Origin of the sequence: Streptomyces sp. enrichment culture, from assembly GCF_964273255.1 — a bacterium.
GTDB lineage: Bacteria > Actinomycetota > Actinomycetes > Streptomycetales > Streptomycetaceae > Streptomyces.
In genome coordinates, this window is record NZ_OZ186835.1 from 2,560,645 (window position 1) to 2,575,681 (window position 15,037).

Consider the following 15,037-nt stretch of genomic DNA (forward strand, 5'->3'; position numbering starts at 1 on the left):
CTCACTTGTCCTTCGCGAGTTCGTACGTCCGGTCCTTCTCGGGGACGGTGGTGTCGCCGCCGGGGGCGACCAGCGCGAGGCGGACCCGCTGGGCGAACGACTCGGCGTAGGTGAGGCGCTGGGCGTCGAGGGCGGACAGCGCGAAGGTGATGGGGACGGCGTCGGTGGGACGGCGCCGCCGGTCCGTCTCGTCGGGTTCCAGGGCGGTGATCCGGCCCACGTCGAGGACCTTGGCGTTGGTGACGATGATCTTCGACTGGGCGGGGGCGCCCTCGCGTTCGCCGTCGAAGGTGGCGTAGACGTTGACCGCGGAGCCCGGTGTGATCTTGCCGGCGACGCCGGTCGCCGCGTCGATCATGATGGCGACCTCCTGCTGCCCCGGCTGGAGGGCGGGCTGGTTCACGATCATGTCGTTCTGCAGCAGGGAGCCCTCGCGGAGGGTGGTCACGGCGATCTTGCCGCGGATGTCGTCGAGATCGGTGACCGCGTTCTCGGACAGCCACCGCTCGGGCATCCGGATCTTCTCGAACTGGCCCGTACGGAGCGCGGTGTAGGGCGCGATGTCGGACTTCAGCCGGTAGGCGGTGACCTCGGGGCCGACCTTGGACTTCACGTCGTCGATGACGGAGAGAACGCCGGCGAAGGCACCGAGGGCGCACAGGACCGACAGGAGCAGGAGTATCACGCCGCGGCGCTGACGGGAGTTCATGAACCGTGCAACCTCATTGGGGGTGAGCGGTCGGTCGGGACCGGATGCGGTGGTCGGTCGGGGGGCGGTGGGGCCGGCCGGGCGGGGCCGGGTCCGGGGCACGGGCCGGACGGGTACGCGGTCCGGGCGGGGCGGGGGCGCGGGCGGGGTTCATGGGCGGTGGGCGAGGGCCCGCCCGGAGGCGTGGCTCCCCGGCGGGCCGTCGTGGGCGGGCGGGGTGGCCGAACAGAACACGCAGCGGTCGCCGATGACGTCGATGCCGCACCAGTGGCAGGTGCCGCGCCGCACGGACGTGACCAGTTGGTAGAGCACGGACAGGTCGGGCAGGAAGGTGCAGAACTCGACCAGCTTGCCGGTCCCCCACCAGCCGGGGGAGGCGGCGGGCAGGGCCGTCTCGTGCAGTCCCTGCACCTTCCAGGCGGGGGCGAGGGTGCCGGTGACCCAGTCGGAGGTGAGCTGCCCCTTGGCGGTGACCATCCAGGTGTCGAACTCCGGGCCCTCCAGGGCGGCTTCCGGGCCGAAGCGGACGAGCTGGGGCTGGGGGTGGGCGAGGACGGCGAACTGGGTGCCGGGCATCCAGGACTTGGCGTGCTGCTTGAGGTTGACCGGGACCCGGTCCAGGCGGGCGACCGAGCCGAGCAGGGCCCCGGCGTGCAGGTAGTGGACGAGGAGGCGGCCGGCCGAGGCGAGCACCCCGGGGCCGAGGTCGCAGGAGGCGAGCTGCCGTAACTGGCGGGCCAGGACGGCGACGGCCAGCGGTGGCAGGTCGGGCCGGAAGAAGGCGATCCGGTCGCTCTCCAGCAGGGAGCGCAGGGTGTGCAGCCGGCGCAGCACCCGGGTGGGGGCGGCCTGCGGGCAGACGACGATGACGTGCCCGTGGTGCTCGACGAGCAGCTGGACGTCGCTCAGGAGCCGGTCGAGCGGCCGGGTGTCGATGTCCCGGAGCACCACGGCGGGCAGCGTGCGGTCGTCGTGTGGCGGCAGCGCCAGGTCGGCACTGGTCACGGCAATGGCGGTTGGCACGCGCAGCTCCCCGATCTCCCCATGCCCGTCGGCCCGACGGCTGTTACTCCGGTGGACCTTGGTGACTTCACTGCGTGACTACCTCAGCACTGTAACCACGGCTCTGTGGCCGGAGAACAGCGTTTGGCCAGCTGAACGGCAACTGGTGCCGCACAAGCCGCGCCAAAACGGGGCAGGTTGAGCATCTTGCCGGTGCCGGCGCGAGCGCGGACGGGCGGATTCCGTCGCAGATCCGGCGCTGACCCGACCGGACGCCGGCCCGGATCCGACCGGAATTTGGTCCGGGCCCGGGCCGAATCCGACCGGAACCCGACCCGGCCGAGGCCCGGATCCGGCGGATTTCCGGGGACGGAGTCGCCCCGAACCCATTGACAAGCGGATTGGTCTGGACCAACTTGTAGCTCCGGGACGGCCGGTGGCCACCGTCGCCGTCCCTCCCCCGTCCTGGTCACTCCTCCCCCTCACACTCCTCCCCCTCACCTGCTCCCGCCGCTCCGTCGTTCCCCTCACCCGCCTCACCCCCCTCACCCCGGAACGTCCCCCTTCCCCCTTCCCCCTTTCCCTCCTCCCCGTCTCCCCCACACCCGCACACCCGCACACCCACACCCACTCCCCCACTCCTCACCGGAGGCCCCAGTGGACCGCGCACCACGCAGCACCGGACGCATCAGACGCATCTGGGCCGGAGCCGTCGTCTCCGCCCTCGCCCTCACCTTCGCGGGCGTGGGCGCGGGCCAGGCGTCGGCGGCCGACGTCAACAACGCCAGGAACGCCGGGTTCGAGTCGGGCCTGAGCAACTGGACCTGTTCGGCGAACAGCGGCACGACCGTCTCCTCACCCGTCCACGGCGGCACGGCGGCCCTCAAGGCCACCCCGGCCGGCCAGGACAACGCCCGCTGCTCCCAGACCGTCGCCGTCAAGCCGAACTCCACGTACCAGCTGAGCAGTTGGGTGCGGGGCGGCTACGCCTACCTGGGCGTGAGCGGTACCGGCACGACGGACGTGTCCACCTGGACCCCGGACTCCGCCGCCTGGAAGCAGCTGTCCACCAGCTTCACCACCGGCTCCGGCACCACCTCGGTGACGGTCTACACCCACGGCTGGTACGGCCAGCAGCCGTACTACGCCGACGACCTGTCCGTCTTCGGCCCCGACGGTGGCGGCGGCGGTGACGGCGAACCGGAGCCCACCGTCCCGGGCACCCCCGGCGGTCTGGCCGTCTCGGGCACCACGGCCTCGTCGGTCTCCCTGGCCTGGAACACGGTGTCCGGCGCGACCGGCTACACGGTCTACCGCGACGGCACGAAGGTGACCGCGGTGTCGGGCACCTCGGCGACCGTGACCGGACTCGCCCCCTCGACGTCGTACTCCTTCCGGGTCGCGGCCACCAACGCGGCCGGCGAGTCCCCGCAGTCGGCGGCGGTGACCGCCCGCACCAAGGACCAGGACGGCGGCGGGGGCGGTGACCTGCCCCGGCACGCGGTGACGGGTTACTGGCAGAACTTCAACAACGGCGCGGCCGTGCAGCGCATCTCGGACGTGCAGGACCAGTACGACATCATCGCGGTCGCCTTCGCGGACGCCACGGGCACGCCCGGCGCCGTCGACTTCACCCTGGACTCGGCCGGCCTGAACGGCTACACCGAGGCTCAGTTCAAGGCCGACGTCCGGGCCAAGCAGGCCGCCGGGAAGAAGGTCATCATCTCCGTCGGCGGCGAGAAGGGCACCGTCTCGGTCAACGACGCCGCCTCGGCGACGAACTTCGCGAACTCGGTGTACGCCGTGATGCAGGAGTACGGCTTCGACGGCGTCGACATCGACCTGGAGAACGGCCTCAACGCCACCTACATGACCCAGGCCCTGCGTGCCCTGTCCGCGAAGGCCGGCCCGTCGATGATCCTCACCATGGCCCCGCAGACCATCGACATGCAGTCGACGTCCAACGCCTACTTCCGCACGGCGCTGAACGTGAAGGACATCCTCACCGTCGTCAACATGCAGTACTACAACAGCGGTTCCATGCTGGGCTGCGACGGAAAGGTCTACCATCAGGGCACGGTCGACTTCCTGACCGCGCTGGCCTGCATCCAGCTGGAGAACGGCCTCGACCCGTCGCAGGTGGGCCTCGGCCTCCCGGCCTCCACCCGGGGAGCGGGCGGCGGTTACGTCTCCCCGTCCGTCGTCAACAACGCCCTCGACTGCCTGACCCGGGGCACGAACTGCGGCACCTTCAAGCCGTCGAAGACGTACCCGGGCCTGCGCGGTGCGATGACCTGGTCGACCAACTGGGACGCCACGGCGGGCAACGCCTGGTCCAACGCGGTCGGCCCGCACGTCCACGCGCTGCCGTAGCACCCGGCCGCTCGCACCCGAAGGCGCCGGCTCCCCCGTCCAGCACGCTGTGGACGGGGGCGCGGGTTCGAGTACCCGGACCGGCGGGCGGAGACCAGGATGTGGACCGCGGAGCTGGTCCCGCCCGAGGGGCAGCACGTCGGCGTCAGCGAGTGGAACGCTCCCGCACAGAAGGACGCGCCGGTCAGCCGTCCGGAACCCCCCCTCGTCCCAGGACGAGTTGACGAAGCCGGTGACGGCTCCGCGGTGGCGGGCCGTCGTGGACGCCGTCCCGCGGCCGGACGCCTCCGCGACCCCGCGGCCGGAGCCCGGGGCGGAGGGGCTGTCGGTCCGTAGGACCCTGACCGCGGGACGCGCTGCTGTGAGCGTCCGGCCGCGGGCCCGTCCCGGGGGTCCTAGAAGAACTCCGCCCAGGGCTGGTCCCAGATCTGCTTCACGGCGAGGACCAGGAACAGCAGTCCCGCGAGGGCGAGCATGGCGTTGCTGAGCGGGCCGTTGCGCCATTCTCGGGGTGTGCGGCCGGAGTTGAGGAGCCAGACCAGGGTGAGGGCGAGGAACGGCATGAAGGCGGCGCCCAGCACGCCGTAGACGATGATCAGGCGGAAGGGCTGGCCCTGGAAGAGCAGGATCATCGGCGGGAAGGTCAGCCACAGCAGGTAGGCGCGGAACGGCCAGGACCTCTCGGGCCGCCCGGAGGCGAAGTCCTCGCCCCGGGAGGCGGCGGCCGCCTTCCGGCCGCGGGTGACGAAGTCGGCGAACATCAGGCTGACGCCGTGCCAGACGCCGATCAGCGAGGTGAACGAGGTGGCGAAGAAGCCGATCAGGAAGAAGGTGGCGGTCGCGGAGCCGTAGCGGTCCTCCAGGACGTCGCCGAGCTGGATCAGCCCCTGGTCGCCCGAGGAGAGGGCGATGCCGGCGGAGTGCAGGAGTTCGGCACCGACGACCAGCATGGCGACGACGAAGACGCCGGTGGTGAGGTAGGCGACGCGGTTGTCCAGGCGCATCACCGTCATCCAGCCGCTGTCGGTCCAGCCCTTGGCGTTGACCCAGTAGCCGTACGCGGCGAGGGTGATGGTGCCGCCGACGCCGCCGATCAGGCCGAGGGTGTAGAGGACGGAATCGGTGGCGTCGGGGAGCACCGGCAGGAGCCCGGCGAAGGCGTCGCCGAGGTTCGGGGCGACGCGGACCGCGAGGTAGACGGTCACCAGGAACATGACGCCGACCAGGACGGTCATGACCTTCTCGAAGACGGCGTACCGGTTGAACCAGACGAACACCAGGCCCGCCAGGGCGCAGGCGATGCCCCAGCCCTCCAGCTCCATCACGCCCGGGAAGAGTGCCTGCAGGGGCAGGGCACTGGACGACATGGCCGCGGCGCCGTAGACGAAGCCCCAGACGACGACGTAGACGCCGAAGAAGTACGTGGTCCAGCGGCCGAGTTGGGCCCAGCCGTCGAAGAGGGTGCGGCCGGTGGCCAGGTGCCAGCGGCCGACCGCCTCGGCGAGGGAGATCTTGACCAGGCAGCCGACGACGGCCGCCCACAGCAGGGTGTGGCCGAAGGTGCTGCCGGCGATGAGGGTGGCCACGAGGTCACCGGCGCCCACGCCGGTCGCCGCGACGACGATGCCGGGCCCGAGGTGCCGCCAACCGGACCTGCGGGGTGGGGAGTCGGGTGAGTGGAGCGCTCGGATCTCCTGGGGGTTTCCCGTGTTGCCCGTGGTGTCCGCCATGGGCGCAGGAAAGCGGACGGGGCGGGAGCCGACAAGGGGGCGTGCGGGCGTCTTCACGGGATGCACCTGGTCGGCGGCGGCCCCTCACCGGCACGAGCGCGAGGCCCTTCCCCTTTCACCCACCTTCTTGACCTGATCATGTCACGCCCCGACCATGAGCCCACCGCACCACGCACGTCGCCATGAACCACCCCCACCTCCCACCAGGAGACTTCATGCGACTTCGCCCCCGCGGCAGACGCCCCGGCGTGCTCGCCGCCCTGATCGCCCTCGCCCTCGCGGCCCCCCTGTCGCTCACGGCGCCCGAGGCCGGGGCCGACAGCGCGAAGGCCCCGCCGGCCACCCCCTCCGCCGACGACATCCGCCAGTACGAGATCCACCGGCACACCACCCCCCTGACCCGCACGGCCATCCAGCGCTCCGGCGTCAGCGTGGACGAGGCCGACGAGGAGACCGTGGTGGTCTCCGGCCGGGCCGACCAGATCCGTGCCCTGCGCCGCCAGGGCTACGACGTCACGCCGTTGGGCGCCGCTCCCGACCGGTCGTCCGGCTCGGACGGCGTGCGGCTGTACGACTTCCCGTCGGCGGACTCGCGCTACCACAACTACGCGGAGATGAACGCCGAGATCGACCAGCGGCTGGCCGCGCATCCGGGCATCATGAGCAAGCGGGTGATCGGGAAGTCCTACCAGGGCCGGGACATCGTCGCGGTCAAGATCAGCGACAACGTGGCCACGGACGAGAACGAACCCGAGGTGCTGTTCACCCACCACCAGCACGCCCGCGAGCACCTGACCGTCGAGATGGCCCTGTACCTGCTGCGGGAGCTGGGCGCGGGCTACGGCAGCGACTCCCGGATCACGAACCTGGTGAACAGCCGCGAGATCTGGATCGTCCCCGACCTCAACCCGGACGGCGGCGAGTACGACATCGCCACCGGCTCCTACCGCTCGTGGCGCAAGAACCGGCAACCGAACTCCGGTTCGTCGGCCGTCGGCACGGACCTGAACCGCAACTGGGACTACCGCTGGGGCTGCTGCGGCGGCTCGTCGGGCAGCAAGTCCTCGGAGACGTACCGGGGTTCGGCGCCGGAGTCGGCACCGGAGGTGAAGGTCGTCGCGGACTTCGTGCGCAGCCGGGTCGTGGGCGGGAAGCAGCAGATCACCGCCGGGATCGACTTCCACACCTACAGCGAGCTGGTGCTGTGGCCGTTCGGCTACACCTACTCCGACACCACCACCGGGATGACGGCGGACGACCACGCCGCGTTCCGGACCGTCGGACAGAAGATGGCCGCGAGCAACGGCTACACCGCGCAGCAGTCCAGCGACCTGTACATCACCGACGGGTCGATCGACGACTACCTGTGGGGCGCGCACAAGATCTTCGGCTACACCTTCGAGATGTACCCGCGCTCCTCGTGGAGCGGCGGCTTCTACCCGCCCGACGAGGTCATCGAGCGGGAGACGTCCCGCAACCGGGACGCGGTGCTCCAGCTGCTGGAGAACGCGGACTGCATGTACCGGTCGATCGGCAAGGAGGCGCAGTACTGCGGCTAGCGGCCGGCAGCCGTCCCCCTGCGCTCCGGGGCCCCTCCTCACCACCGAGGAGGGGCCCTCGCCGTGCGGGCGCGGGATCGGGGCCCGCCCCTTGAGGGATACCGGTGATCCCCGTGGTACCACGATACCCCCAGGGGGTATACAGTGGGGAGTAGAATACCCCCAAGGGGTACTCCCACCACAGGCACCACCCCCGAACCGGCACCAGGAGCAGCAGCGATGGCCACCACCGTCCCGGACCAGGCCGAGGTCGAACTCGCGATCGGCGGCATGACCTGTGCCTCGTGCGCCGCCCGCGTGGAGAAGAAGCTCAACCGGATGGAGGGCGTCACCGCCACCGTCAACTACGCCACCGAGAAGGCCAAGGTCAGCTACGGCGGGGACGTCGCCGTCGCGGACCTGATCGCCACGGTGGAGGCCACCGGCTACACCGCCCACGAGCCCCGCCCGGAACCGGCGCGCGGCCAGGGGGCGGGCGACGGCGACGCAGGACCGGACGGCTCCGCTCCCGACGAGCTGCGGCCGCTGCGGGAGCGGCTGATCACCGCCGTGGTGCTGAGCGTCCCGGTGATCGTCCTGGCGATGGTCCCGGCCTGGCAGTTCGAGTACTGGCAGTGGCTGTCGCTGACCCTGGCCGCCCCGGTGGTCACCTACGCCGCCTGGCCCTTCCACCGCGCCGCCTTCACCAACGCGCGGCACGGCGCGGCCACCATGGACACCCTGGTCTCGGTCGGTGTGTCGGCCGCCTTCCTCTGGTCGGTGTGGGCGCTGTTCTTCGGCACCGCCGGCACCCCCGGCATGACCCACCCCTTCGAGCTGACCATCGCCCGCGGCGACGGCTCCGCCAACATCTACCTGGAGGCCGCCGCCGGGGTGACCGCGTTCATCCTGGCCGGCCGCTACTTCGAGGCCCGCTCCAAGCGCCGGGCCGGGGCCGCCCTGCGGGCGCTGATGGAACTGGGCGCCAAGGACGTCACCGTCCTGCGCGGCGGGCGGGAGGAGCAGATCCCGGTCGGCGAGCTGACCACCGGCGACCGCTTCCTGGTCCGGCCCGGCGAGAAGATCGCCACCGACGGCACGGTGGTCGAGGGCACCTCGGCGGTCGACGCCTCCATGCTGACCGGCGAGTCCGTCCCCGTCGAGGTCACCGTCGGGGACGCGGTCACCGGCGCCACCGTGAACGCCGGCGGGCGGCTGGTCGTCGAGGCCACCCGGGTCGGCGCCGACACCCAGCTCGCCCGGATGGCGAAGCTGGTCGAGGACGCCCAGAACGGCAAGGCGGCGGCCCAGCGGCTGGCGGACCGCATCTCGGCGGTCTTCGTCCCGGTCGTCATCGCGCTGTCCCTCGGCACGCTCGGCTTCTGGCTGGGCAACGGGGCGGGGCCGACGGCCGCGTTCACCGCCGCCGTCGCCGTCCTGATCATCGCCTGCCCCTGCGCCCTCGGGCTGGCCACCCCCACCGCGCTGATGGTCGGCACCGGGCGGGGCGCCCAGCTCGGCATCCTCATCAAGGGCCCGGAGGTCCTGGAGAGCACCCGCGCCGTCGACACCGTCGTCCTCGACAAGACCGGCACGGTCACCACCGGCCGGATGAGCCTGCTGGCCGTGCACACCGCCGACGGCACCGACGAGAAGGACGTGCTGCGCCTCGCGGGCGCCCTGGAGCACGCCTCCGAGCACCCGATCGCCCGGGCCGTGTCCGCGGGCGCGGCCGAGCGGGTCGGCACCCTGCCCGCCGCCGAGGACTTCCGCAACGTGCCCGGTCTCGGGGTGCAGGGCGTCGTCGAGGGGCACGCGGTCCTCGTCGGACGGGAGAAGCTGCTGAGCGACTGGTCGCTCACCCTGCCCGAGACGCTGGCCCGCGCCAGGGCGGACGCCGAGGCCGCCGGGCACACCGCGATCACGGTCGCCTGGGACGGCGAGGCCCGCGCCGTCCTGGAGGTCGCCGACGCGGTGAAGGAGACCAGCGCGGAAGCCGTCGCCCGGCTGCGCGCGCTGGGCCTGACGCCGATCCTGCTCACCGGCGACAACGAGGCCGTCGCCAGGACGGTGGCGGCCGAGGTTGGCATCGACGAGGTGATCGCGGAGGTCATGCCGGAGGACAAGGTGGCCGTCGTCCAGCGGCTCCAGGACGAGGGCCGCTCGGTGGCCATGGTCGGCGACGGGGTCAACGACGCGGCGGCGCTGGCCCGCGCCGACCTCGGACTGGCCATGGGCACCGGCACCGACGTGGCGATCGAGGCCGGGGACCTGACCCTGGTCCGCGGCGACCTGCGGGTGGCCGCCGACGCGATCCGCCTGGCCCGCCGGACCCTGGGGACCATCAAGGTCAACCTGTTCTGGGCCTTCGCCTACAACGTCGCCGCGCTGCCGCTGGCCGCGGCCGGACTGCTCAACCCGATGATCGCCGGGGCCGCGATGGCCTTCTCCTCGGTCTTCGTCGTCGGCAACAGCCTGCGGCTGCGGGGGTTCAAGCCGCTGAGCTGAGCTGAGCACGGCCCCGGGGCTACGCGCCCCGCCACGGAGCGAGGGCTCCGGAGCCTTCACCGGCTCCGGAGCCCTCGTCTCTCACGGCCGCCGCTCCGGCTCCCGCGGGCGGCTTCGGGGTGCCCCCGGATGCTTCGGGGTGCCCCCGGTTGCTTCGGGCTGCTGCAGGCGCCGGGGTCGCTCGCGTTGCGGCCGCTCGCGGGCGTCCACGGCTTTCCTGCGTCCAGGAGGTCCCCGTCTACGGCTTCTTCGACGCCTCGGAGGACTTCGCGGCCCTACGGGCCTTCGTGGCCTTGCCGGCCCGGCCCGCCTCGGGCGCGTCGGCCGTCACGGAGGACTCCTCGTCGGCGGCGGAGGTCTTCTCGTCGTCGGAGGTCTTCTCGTCGGCGGAGGTCTCCTCGTCGTCGGAAGCCTTCTCCTTGTCGGAGGACTTCTCCTCGGCGGAGGACTTCTCCTTGTCGCCCGACTCGGCATCCCCGTCGGCGACCTCAGCGCCGTCCGTGCTGCCCGTGCCGTTCGTGCTGCCCGTGCCGTCGGCCTCTTCCGCGCCGTCGGCCGCTTCCGGCTTCTCGGCGTCGGACTCCCCGTCGTCGAAGTAGACGTCCAGGACGGCGTCCAACTGCTCGTCCCACTCCGCGAAGCGGCTGCGGGCCGGGGCTTCGATCTCGATGGGGTACCAGCGCCGGTCCGGGGTGTGGACGGTGACGGTGTAGCGCTTGCCGAAGCGGGCGGTCTCCGTCTCCACCGCGCCGATCTCGTCCCAACGGAACTCGCACTCCTGGTCGTCCAGCCGCAGCCGGACGCCCCGGTGGTCGGCGACGATGGTGGCGCGGCGGTCGGACGCCTCGAAGACCGGGCCGTCCGGGACGGCGGCCGGGTCCTCCTCGGCCGCGTCCTGCGGCGCGTCCTCCGGCCCCGGGACCGCATCACGCGCCTCCGGTGAGGAACTGCCGGAGTTCACCGTCCCGTTGGACTCCTCCGGCTCACCGCGACGGTCGTCCTTGCCGGGTCGGGTGCCCTCCTCCCGGCCGGACACGGGTGCGGTGAGCCCGGGGATGAAAGCCGGGTCGAATCCGGCGCCTTCCAGGGGCTGGCTGCTCGAACCAATGCGCTGCTGCTCCACAGCGGAGCAGTATGGTCGACAAACCTGTGCCGGGCACAGCCAGCCCCCGACTTCGTTATCGGACGCCTACACGGACCCCGCGGATCCGTCGCCTCAAACGACGAGGCTGAGGGCGGCCGCGACCAGGAACCCGGCCACCGAGAGCACGCTCTCCAGGACGGTCCACGTCTTGAGCGTGTCGCGCTCGCTGATGCCGAAGTACTTGGCCACCATCCAGAACCCGCCGTCGTTGACGTGCGAGGCGAAGATGGAGCCCGCCGAGATGGCCATGATGACGAGGGCCACGAACGCCTGCGAGTGGTTCCCCTCGGCGAGCAGCGGGGCCACGATGCCCGCCGTGGTCACGATGGCGACGGTCGCCGAGCCCTGGGCGACCCGCAGCACCACGGAGATCAGGTACGACAGCACGATGACGGGCAGGCCGACGTCGTTGAAGGTGTCGGACAGGGCCTGCGCGACCCCGCTGGCCTTGAGGACCGCGCCGAAGACGCCGCCCGCGCCGACGACGAGCAGGATGTTGCCGACCGGCTTCAGCGAGGACGTGGAGACGGTCTCCAGGGACTTGCGGGACCAGCCGCGCCGGATGCCGAGCAGGTAGTAGGCGAGGAACAGCGCGAGGGTCAGCGCCACGAACGGGTGGCCGAAGAACTCGATCACCGAGCGCAGGGTGGACGGGTCGAGGGCGATCGAGGAGAAGGTCGCGGCGAGGATCAGCAGGAGCGGGGTGCCGATGATGCCGAGGACGGTGCCGAGCGGCACCGGCGTCTCGCGCGGCGCCACGCCGGAGGCGCGCTGCTCGGCGACGACGGCCGCCCTGGCCTCCTCGGCGGCCTCGACCATGTCCTGCGGCACGGCGACGAAGATGCGCCGGCCGATCCACGCGGAGTAGGCCCACGCGGCGATCACGGCGGGGATGCCGCAGACGACACCCATCAGGATGACCCAGCCGAGGTCCACCTGGAGCAGACCGGCGGCGGCCACCGGGCCGGGGTGCGGGGGCAGGAAGGCGTGGGTGACGGAGAGGCCGGCGAGCAGGGGCAGGCAGTACAGGAGGATCGACTTGCCGGACCGCTTGGCGGCCGCGTAGACGATCGGCGCGAGGACGAAGATGCCGACGTCGAAGAAGACCGGGATGCCGAAGATGAGGCCGGTGAGGCCCATGGCGAGGGGGGCGCGCTTCTCGCCGAACAGGCCGAGCAGCCGGCCGGCCAGCACCTCGGCGCCGCCGCTGACTTCGAGGATCGCGCCGAGCATGGTGCCCAGGCCGATGATGATCGCGACGTGGCCGAGGATGCCGCCCATGCCGCTTTCGATGGTGGACACCGCGTCCGAGCGCTGGACCGTGCCGAAGAGTTCGGTGACCGAGAGCCCGGCCGCCAGGCCGACGGCTATGGAGACGCCGAGCAGGGCCACGAACGGCTGGAGTCTGACCTTGATGATCAGGAAGAGGAGGAGCGCGATGCCGAGGGCGGCGACCGTGAGCAGGCCGGCGGTGCCGTCGATGAGCAGGAGCAGTCCGCCGGTGTGGGGCGGCGCTCCGTCCGCCGCGGGGGCGGCGAACGGGAGGTACGGGTGGGACATGCGGGGGTCCTCTGGCTAAGGGCATGGGGTTTTCGGGCAGGGGGGATCGCGGCACGGCGCCCGCGGGTGTGCGGGGACGCCGTGCCGGACGACTGCGAGGGGGTGGGAGACGGGGGTGAGGGAGGACGCGGGTCAGCCGAGGACGGCGAGCGCGTCGATCTCGATGAGGAGTCCGGCGGGCAGACCGACGTAGACGGTCGTGCGGGCGGCCGGGGGCTGGGTGAGGCCCTGCTCCTCGAAGTAGGCGTTGTAGAGGTCGTTCATCTCGGCGAAGTGGTCGACGTCGGTGAGGTAGACGCGGATCATCATCACGTCGTCCCAGGTCGCGCCGCCCTCTTCGAGGATGGCCTTGACGTTGGCGAGGGTCTGGAGGGTCTGCTCGCGCAGGGTGGGGCCGGCGGGCGTCGGGGGCTTGCCCTCCTCGGCCGGGAGGAAGCCGACCTGACCGGCGACCTGGAGGATGTTGCCCTTGCGCACCCCGTGGGAGAACTTCGCGGGCGGGGTGGTGTGCGTCGGCGGGGTGAGCGCGGTCTTCTCGGTCATACGGGGGTGTCCTTCACTGGGGTTCTGCCGGAGTACTCGCCGCTGATGGCGTCCGCCGTGCGGCGCACCAGCGGGAGCAGGGTGAGGAGTTCGTCGGCGGTGACGACGACGTTCGGCGCGGACACCGACATCGCGGCGACCACCCGGCCGTCGGCGCCGCGGATCGGGGCGGCGACGCAGTTGATGGACTCCTCGTGGCCGCCGAGGTCGGTGGCCCAGCCCTGTTCGCGCACCGTGGCCAGTTCCTGGAGGAACGCGGTGGCGTTCGGTGTCGAACGGGGCGTGTACATGGGGTAGTCGAGCTTCTCCGCGAGTGCGCGGCGCTCGTGCTCGGGCAGGTCGGCCAGGAGCAGTTTGGCGACGGCGGCGACGGTGATGGCGACCGGCTTGCCGATCCGCGAGTACATGCGCACCGGGTAGCGGCTCTCCACCTTGTCGATGTAGAGGACCTCGTTCTCCTCGTACACGGCGAGGTGCACGGTGTGGCCGCAGCGCTCGTTGAGGCGGGCGAGGTGGGGGTGCGCGATCTCGCGGACGTCGAGGTTCTCCATCGCCTCCTGGGCCAGGGCGAACAGGCGGGCGCCGAGGCGGTAGCGCTGGTCGGACTGGCGGTAGACGAGTCCGTGTTCGTGGAGGGTGCGCAGCAGGCGCAGGGCCGTGGACTTGTGGACGCCGAGGCGGTCGGCGACCTGTCCGAGGTCGGCGGGTCCCTCCGCGAGCAGCGGCAGGATGCTCAGGGCGCGGTCGACGGTCTGGCTCATGGGGTGCGTACCTCCTCGTCGGCCTCTTCGTCGGCTCGGGTCCAGCCGGGGCCGAGTCGCAGTCTCCCCCACGCGGTGTCGTCCAGGGCGACGAGGCGGTCGGCCAGGGCGCGGGCGGGCGGCGGGGCGAGGTCGCCGGGGGCGGTGAGGGCGGCGGCCGCCGTGAGGTGCCCGTGGCGGAGGCGGTCCCGTACGGGCAGACCCCGCAGGGTGGCGGAGAGGAAACCCGCGGCGAACGCGTCGCCGGCGCCGACGGCGGCGACGACGTCGACGTGCAGGGCGGGCACGAAGGTCGCGGTGCCGTCGGCGTCCGCGCAGCCGTCGGGGTCCCGGTCCAGGGCGACGGCCCCGCCCCTGCCCTGCTTGACGACGACGAGGCGCGGCTCGGGCAGCGCCTCCCGCACCGCGCGGGCCCCGTGCAGCCCCCATGCCTCGCGTGCCTCGTCGTCGCCCACGAAGACGATGTCCGCCCCGCGGGCCAGTTCCAGCAGCACCTCGGGTCCGTGTCCGTCGCGCCACAGGCCGGGGCGGTGGTTGACGTCGAAGGAGACCAGGGGCCGTCCGGGGCGGCGCGCGGTCAGTTCCCGCATCAGGTCCAGGCAGCCGGCGGAGAGGGCCGCCGTGATGCCGGACAGGTGCAGGATCCGTCCGGCGCGCACCACGGCCGGGTCCACGGTGTCCTGGGACATCGCGGAGGCGGCCGAGCCGGCCCGGTAGTAGGCGACCTCGTGGGCGTCGTCGGCCCGGTCCCCGGCGGTGCGGAAGTAGATGCCGGTGGGGCGGTCCGGGTCGCGGCGCACGTGCGACACGTCGACGCCGTGGGCGCCGATGGCCTCGAGAAGGTGGTCGCCGAAGCCGTCGGCACCGACCCGGCCGACCCACCGGGTGGTGTGGCCGGCCGCGGCGAGAACGCAGGCCACGTTGGACTCCGCGCCGCCGATACCCCGGTCGAAGGCGGGGACGTCGGCGAGGCGGCCGGGCCGGACGGGCCGGAACGCCACCATGGACTCGCCGAGCGCGACCACATCGACGGTGTCGACGGCGTCGGCGCCGTGGGTGGCGTCGACGGTGCCGACGGCCTCCTGGACGCCGGGGGCGTTGCCGGTTCCGGTGACGGTCACGATGGCGGGGCTCCTCGGGGCGGTGGGGCGGGGCGGTGTCCGTTGACC

General features: G+C 72.2%; 11 protein-coding genes. 3 read left to right on the top strand and 8 right to left on the bottom strand.

Annotated elements, in window-relative coordinates:
- Position 1 precedes the first annotated feature (1 nt).
- A complete protein-coding gene (cpaB, locus tag ACSU53_RS10850) occupies positions 2-709 on the bottom strand; it encodes a Flp pilus assembly protein CpaB (protein WP_437026830.1) in 708 nt (235 codons plus the stop codon).
- A gap of 150 nt (positions 710-859) precedes the next feature.
- Entirely contained in the window at positions 860-1,714 is an 855-nt protein-coding gene (locus ACSU53_RS10855) for a hypothetical protein (RefSeq protein WP_437033111.1), read from the bottom strand.
- A 654-nt stretch (positions 1,715-2,368) separates the two neighbouring features.
- Between ACSU53_RS10855 and ACSU53_RS10860 the strand changes: the two genes are divergently transcribed.
- Complete coding sequence (locus ACSU53_RS10860) at positions 2,369-4,084, top strand: chitinase (protein WP_437026831.1); 1,716 nt, start codon at positions 2,369-2,371, stop codon at positions 4,082-4,084.
- Positions 4,085-4,479: 395 nt separating this feature from the next.
- Here the strand turns inward: ACSU53_RS10860 and ACSU53_RS10865 are convergent, their stop codons facing one another.
- Positions 4,480-5,814, bottom strand: a complete 1,335-nt coding sequence (locus tag ACSU53_RS10865; protein ID WP_437026833.1) for an Nramp family divalent metal transporter — start codon at positions 5,812-5,814, stop codon at positions 4,480-4,482.
- A gap of 215 nt (positions 5,815-6,029) precedes the next feature.
- On the opposite strand from ACSU53_RS10865, the gene ACSU53_RS10870 reads away from it, so the two are divergent.
- Together ACSU53_RS10870 and ACSU53_RS10875 are read left to right on the top strand one after the other, a co-directional pair.
- Positions 6,030-7,373, top strand: coding sequence for a M14 family metallopeptidase (locus ACSU53_RS10870; RefSeq protein ID WP_437026835.1), 1,344 nt, complete (start codon positions 6,030-6,032; stop codon positions 7,371-7,373).
- 219 nt (positions 7,374-7,592) lie between these two features.
- Positions 7,593-9,860: a heavy metal translocating P-type ATPase gene (locus ACSU53_RS10875; protein ID WP_437026837.1), complete on the top strand. Its 2,268-nt coding sequence runs from the start codon at positions 7,593-7,595 to the stop codon at positions 9,858-9,860.
- A gap of 238 nt (positions 9,861-10,098) precedes the next feature.
- Here ACSU53_RS10875 and ACSU53_RS10880 read toward each other — a convergent pair whose 3' ends face one another.
- The 5 genes from ACSU53_RS10880 to ACSU53_RS10900 form a co-directional block, all read right to left on the bottom strand.
- Positions 10,099-10,983, bottom strand: coding sequence for a hypothetical protein (locus tag ACSU53_RS10880; protein ID WP_437026839.1), 885 nt, complete (start codon positions 10,981-10,983; stop codon positions 10,099-10,101).
- Between the two features lie 93 nt (positions 10,984-11,076).
- On the bottom strand, positions 11,077-12,564 hold the full coding sequence (locus ACSU53_RS10885) for a GntP family permease (protein ID WP_437026841.1): 1,488 nt from the start codon (positions 12,562-12,564) through the stop codon (positions 11,077-11,079).
- A 132-nt stretch (positions 12,565-12,696) separates the two neighbouring features.
- Positions 12,697-13,107, bottom strand: a complete 411-nt coding sequence (locus tag ACSU53_RS10890) for a RidA family protein (protein ID WP_437026842.1) — start codon at positions 13,105-13,107, stop codon at positions 12,697-12,699.
- Complete coding sequence (locus tag ACSU53_RS10895) at positions 13,104-13,868, bottom strand: IclR family transcriptional regulator (protein ID WP_362091081.1); 765 nt, start codon at positions 13,866-13,868, stop codon at positions 13,104-13,106. Before ACSU53_RS10895 ends, ACSU53_RS10890 begins: the two co-directional genes overlap by 4 nt.
- The gene (locus tag ACSU53_RS10900; protein ID WP_437033113.1) at positions 13,865-14,872 is read right to left on the bottom strand and encodes a sugar kinase; all 1,008 of its coding nucleotides are present in this window, start codon (positions 14,870-14,872) and stop codon (positions 13,865-13,867) included. Before ACSU53_RS10900 ends, ACSU53_RS10895 begins: the two co-directional genes overlap by 4 nt.
- Positions 14,873-15,037 lie beyond the last annotated feature (165 nt).

What these genes read in the sequence shown, in the direction of transcription:
- ACSU53_RS10875 (WP_437026837.1), top strand. Translation starts at nt 7,593, where the DNA reads ATGGCCACCACCGTCCCGGACCAGGCCGAGGTCGAACTCGCGATCGGC.
- ACSU53_RS10895 (WP_362091081.1), bottom strand. Translation starts at nt 13,868, where the DNA reads ATGAGCCAGACCGTCGACCGCGCCCTGAGCATCCTGCCGCTGCTCGCG.
- ACSU53_RS10890 (WP_437026842.1), bottom strand. Translation starts at nt 13,107, where the DNA reads ATGACCGAGAAGACCGCGCTCACCCCGCCGACGCACACCACCCCGCCC.
- ACSU53_RS10885 (WP_437026841.1), bottom strand. Translation starts at nt 12,564, where the DNA reads ATGTCCCACCCGTACCTCCCGTTCGCCGCCCCCGCGGCGGACGGAGCG.
- ACSU53_RS10865 (WP_437026833.1), bottom strand. Translation starts at nt 5,814, where the DNA reads ATGGCGGACACCACGGGCAACACGGGAAACCCCCAGGAGATCCGAGCG.
- ACSU53_RS10870 (WP_437026835.1), top strand. Translation starts at nt 6,030, where the DNA reads ATGCGACTTCGCCCCCGCGGCAGACGCCCCGGCGTGCTCGCCGCCCTG.
- ACSU53_RS10900 (WP_437033113.1), bottom strand. Translation starts at nt 14,872, where the DNA reads ATGGTGGCGTTCCGGCCCGTCCGGCCCGGCCGCCTCGCCGACGTCCCC.
- cpaB (WP_437026830.1), bottom strand. Translation starts at nt 709, where the DNA reads ATGAACTCCCGTCAGCGCCGCGGCGTGATACTCCTGCTCCTGTCGGTC.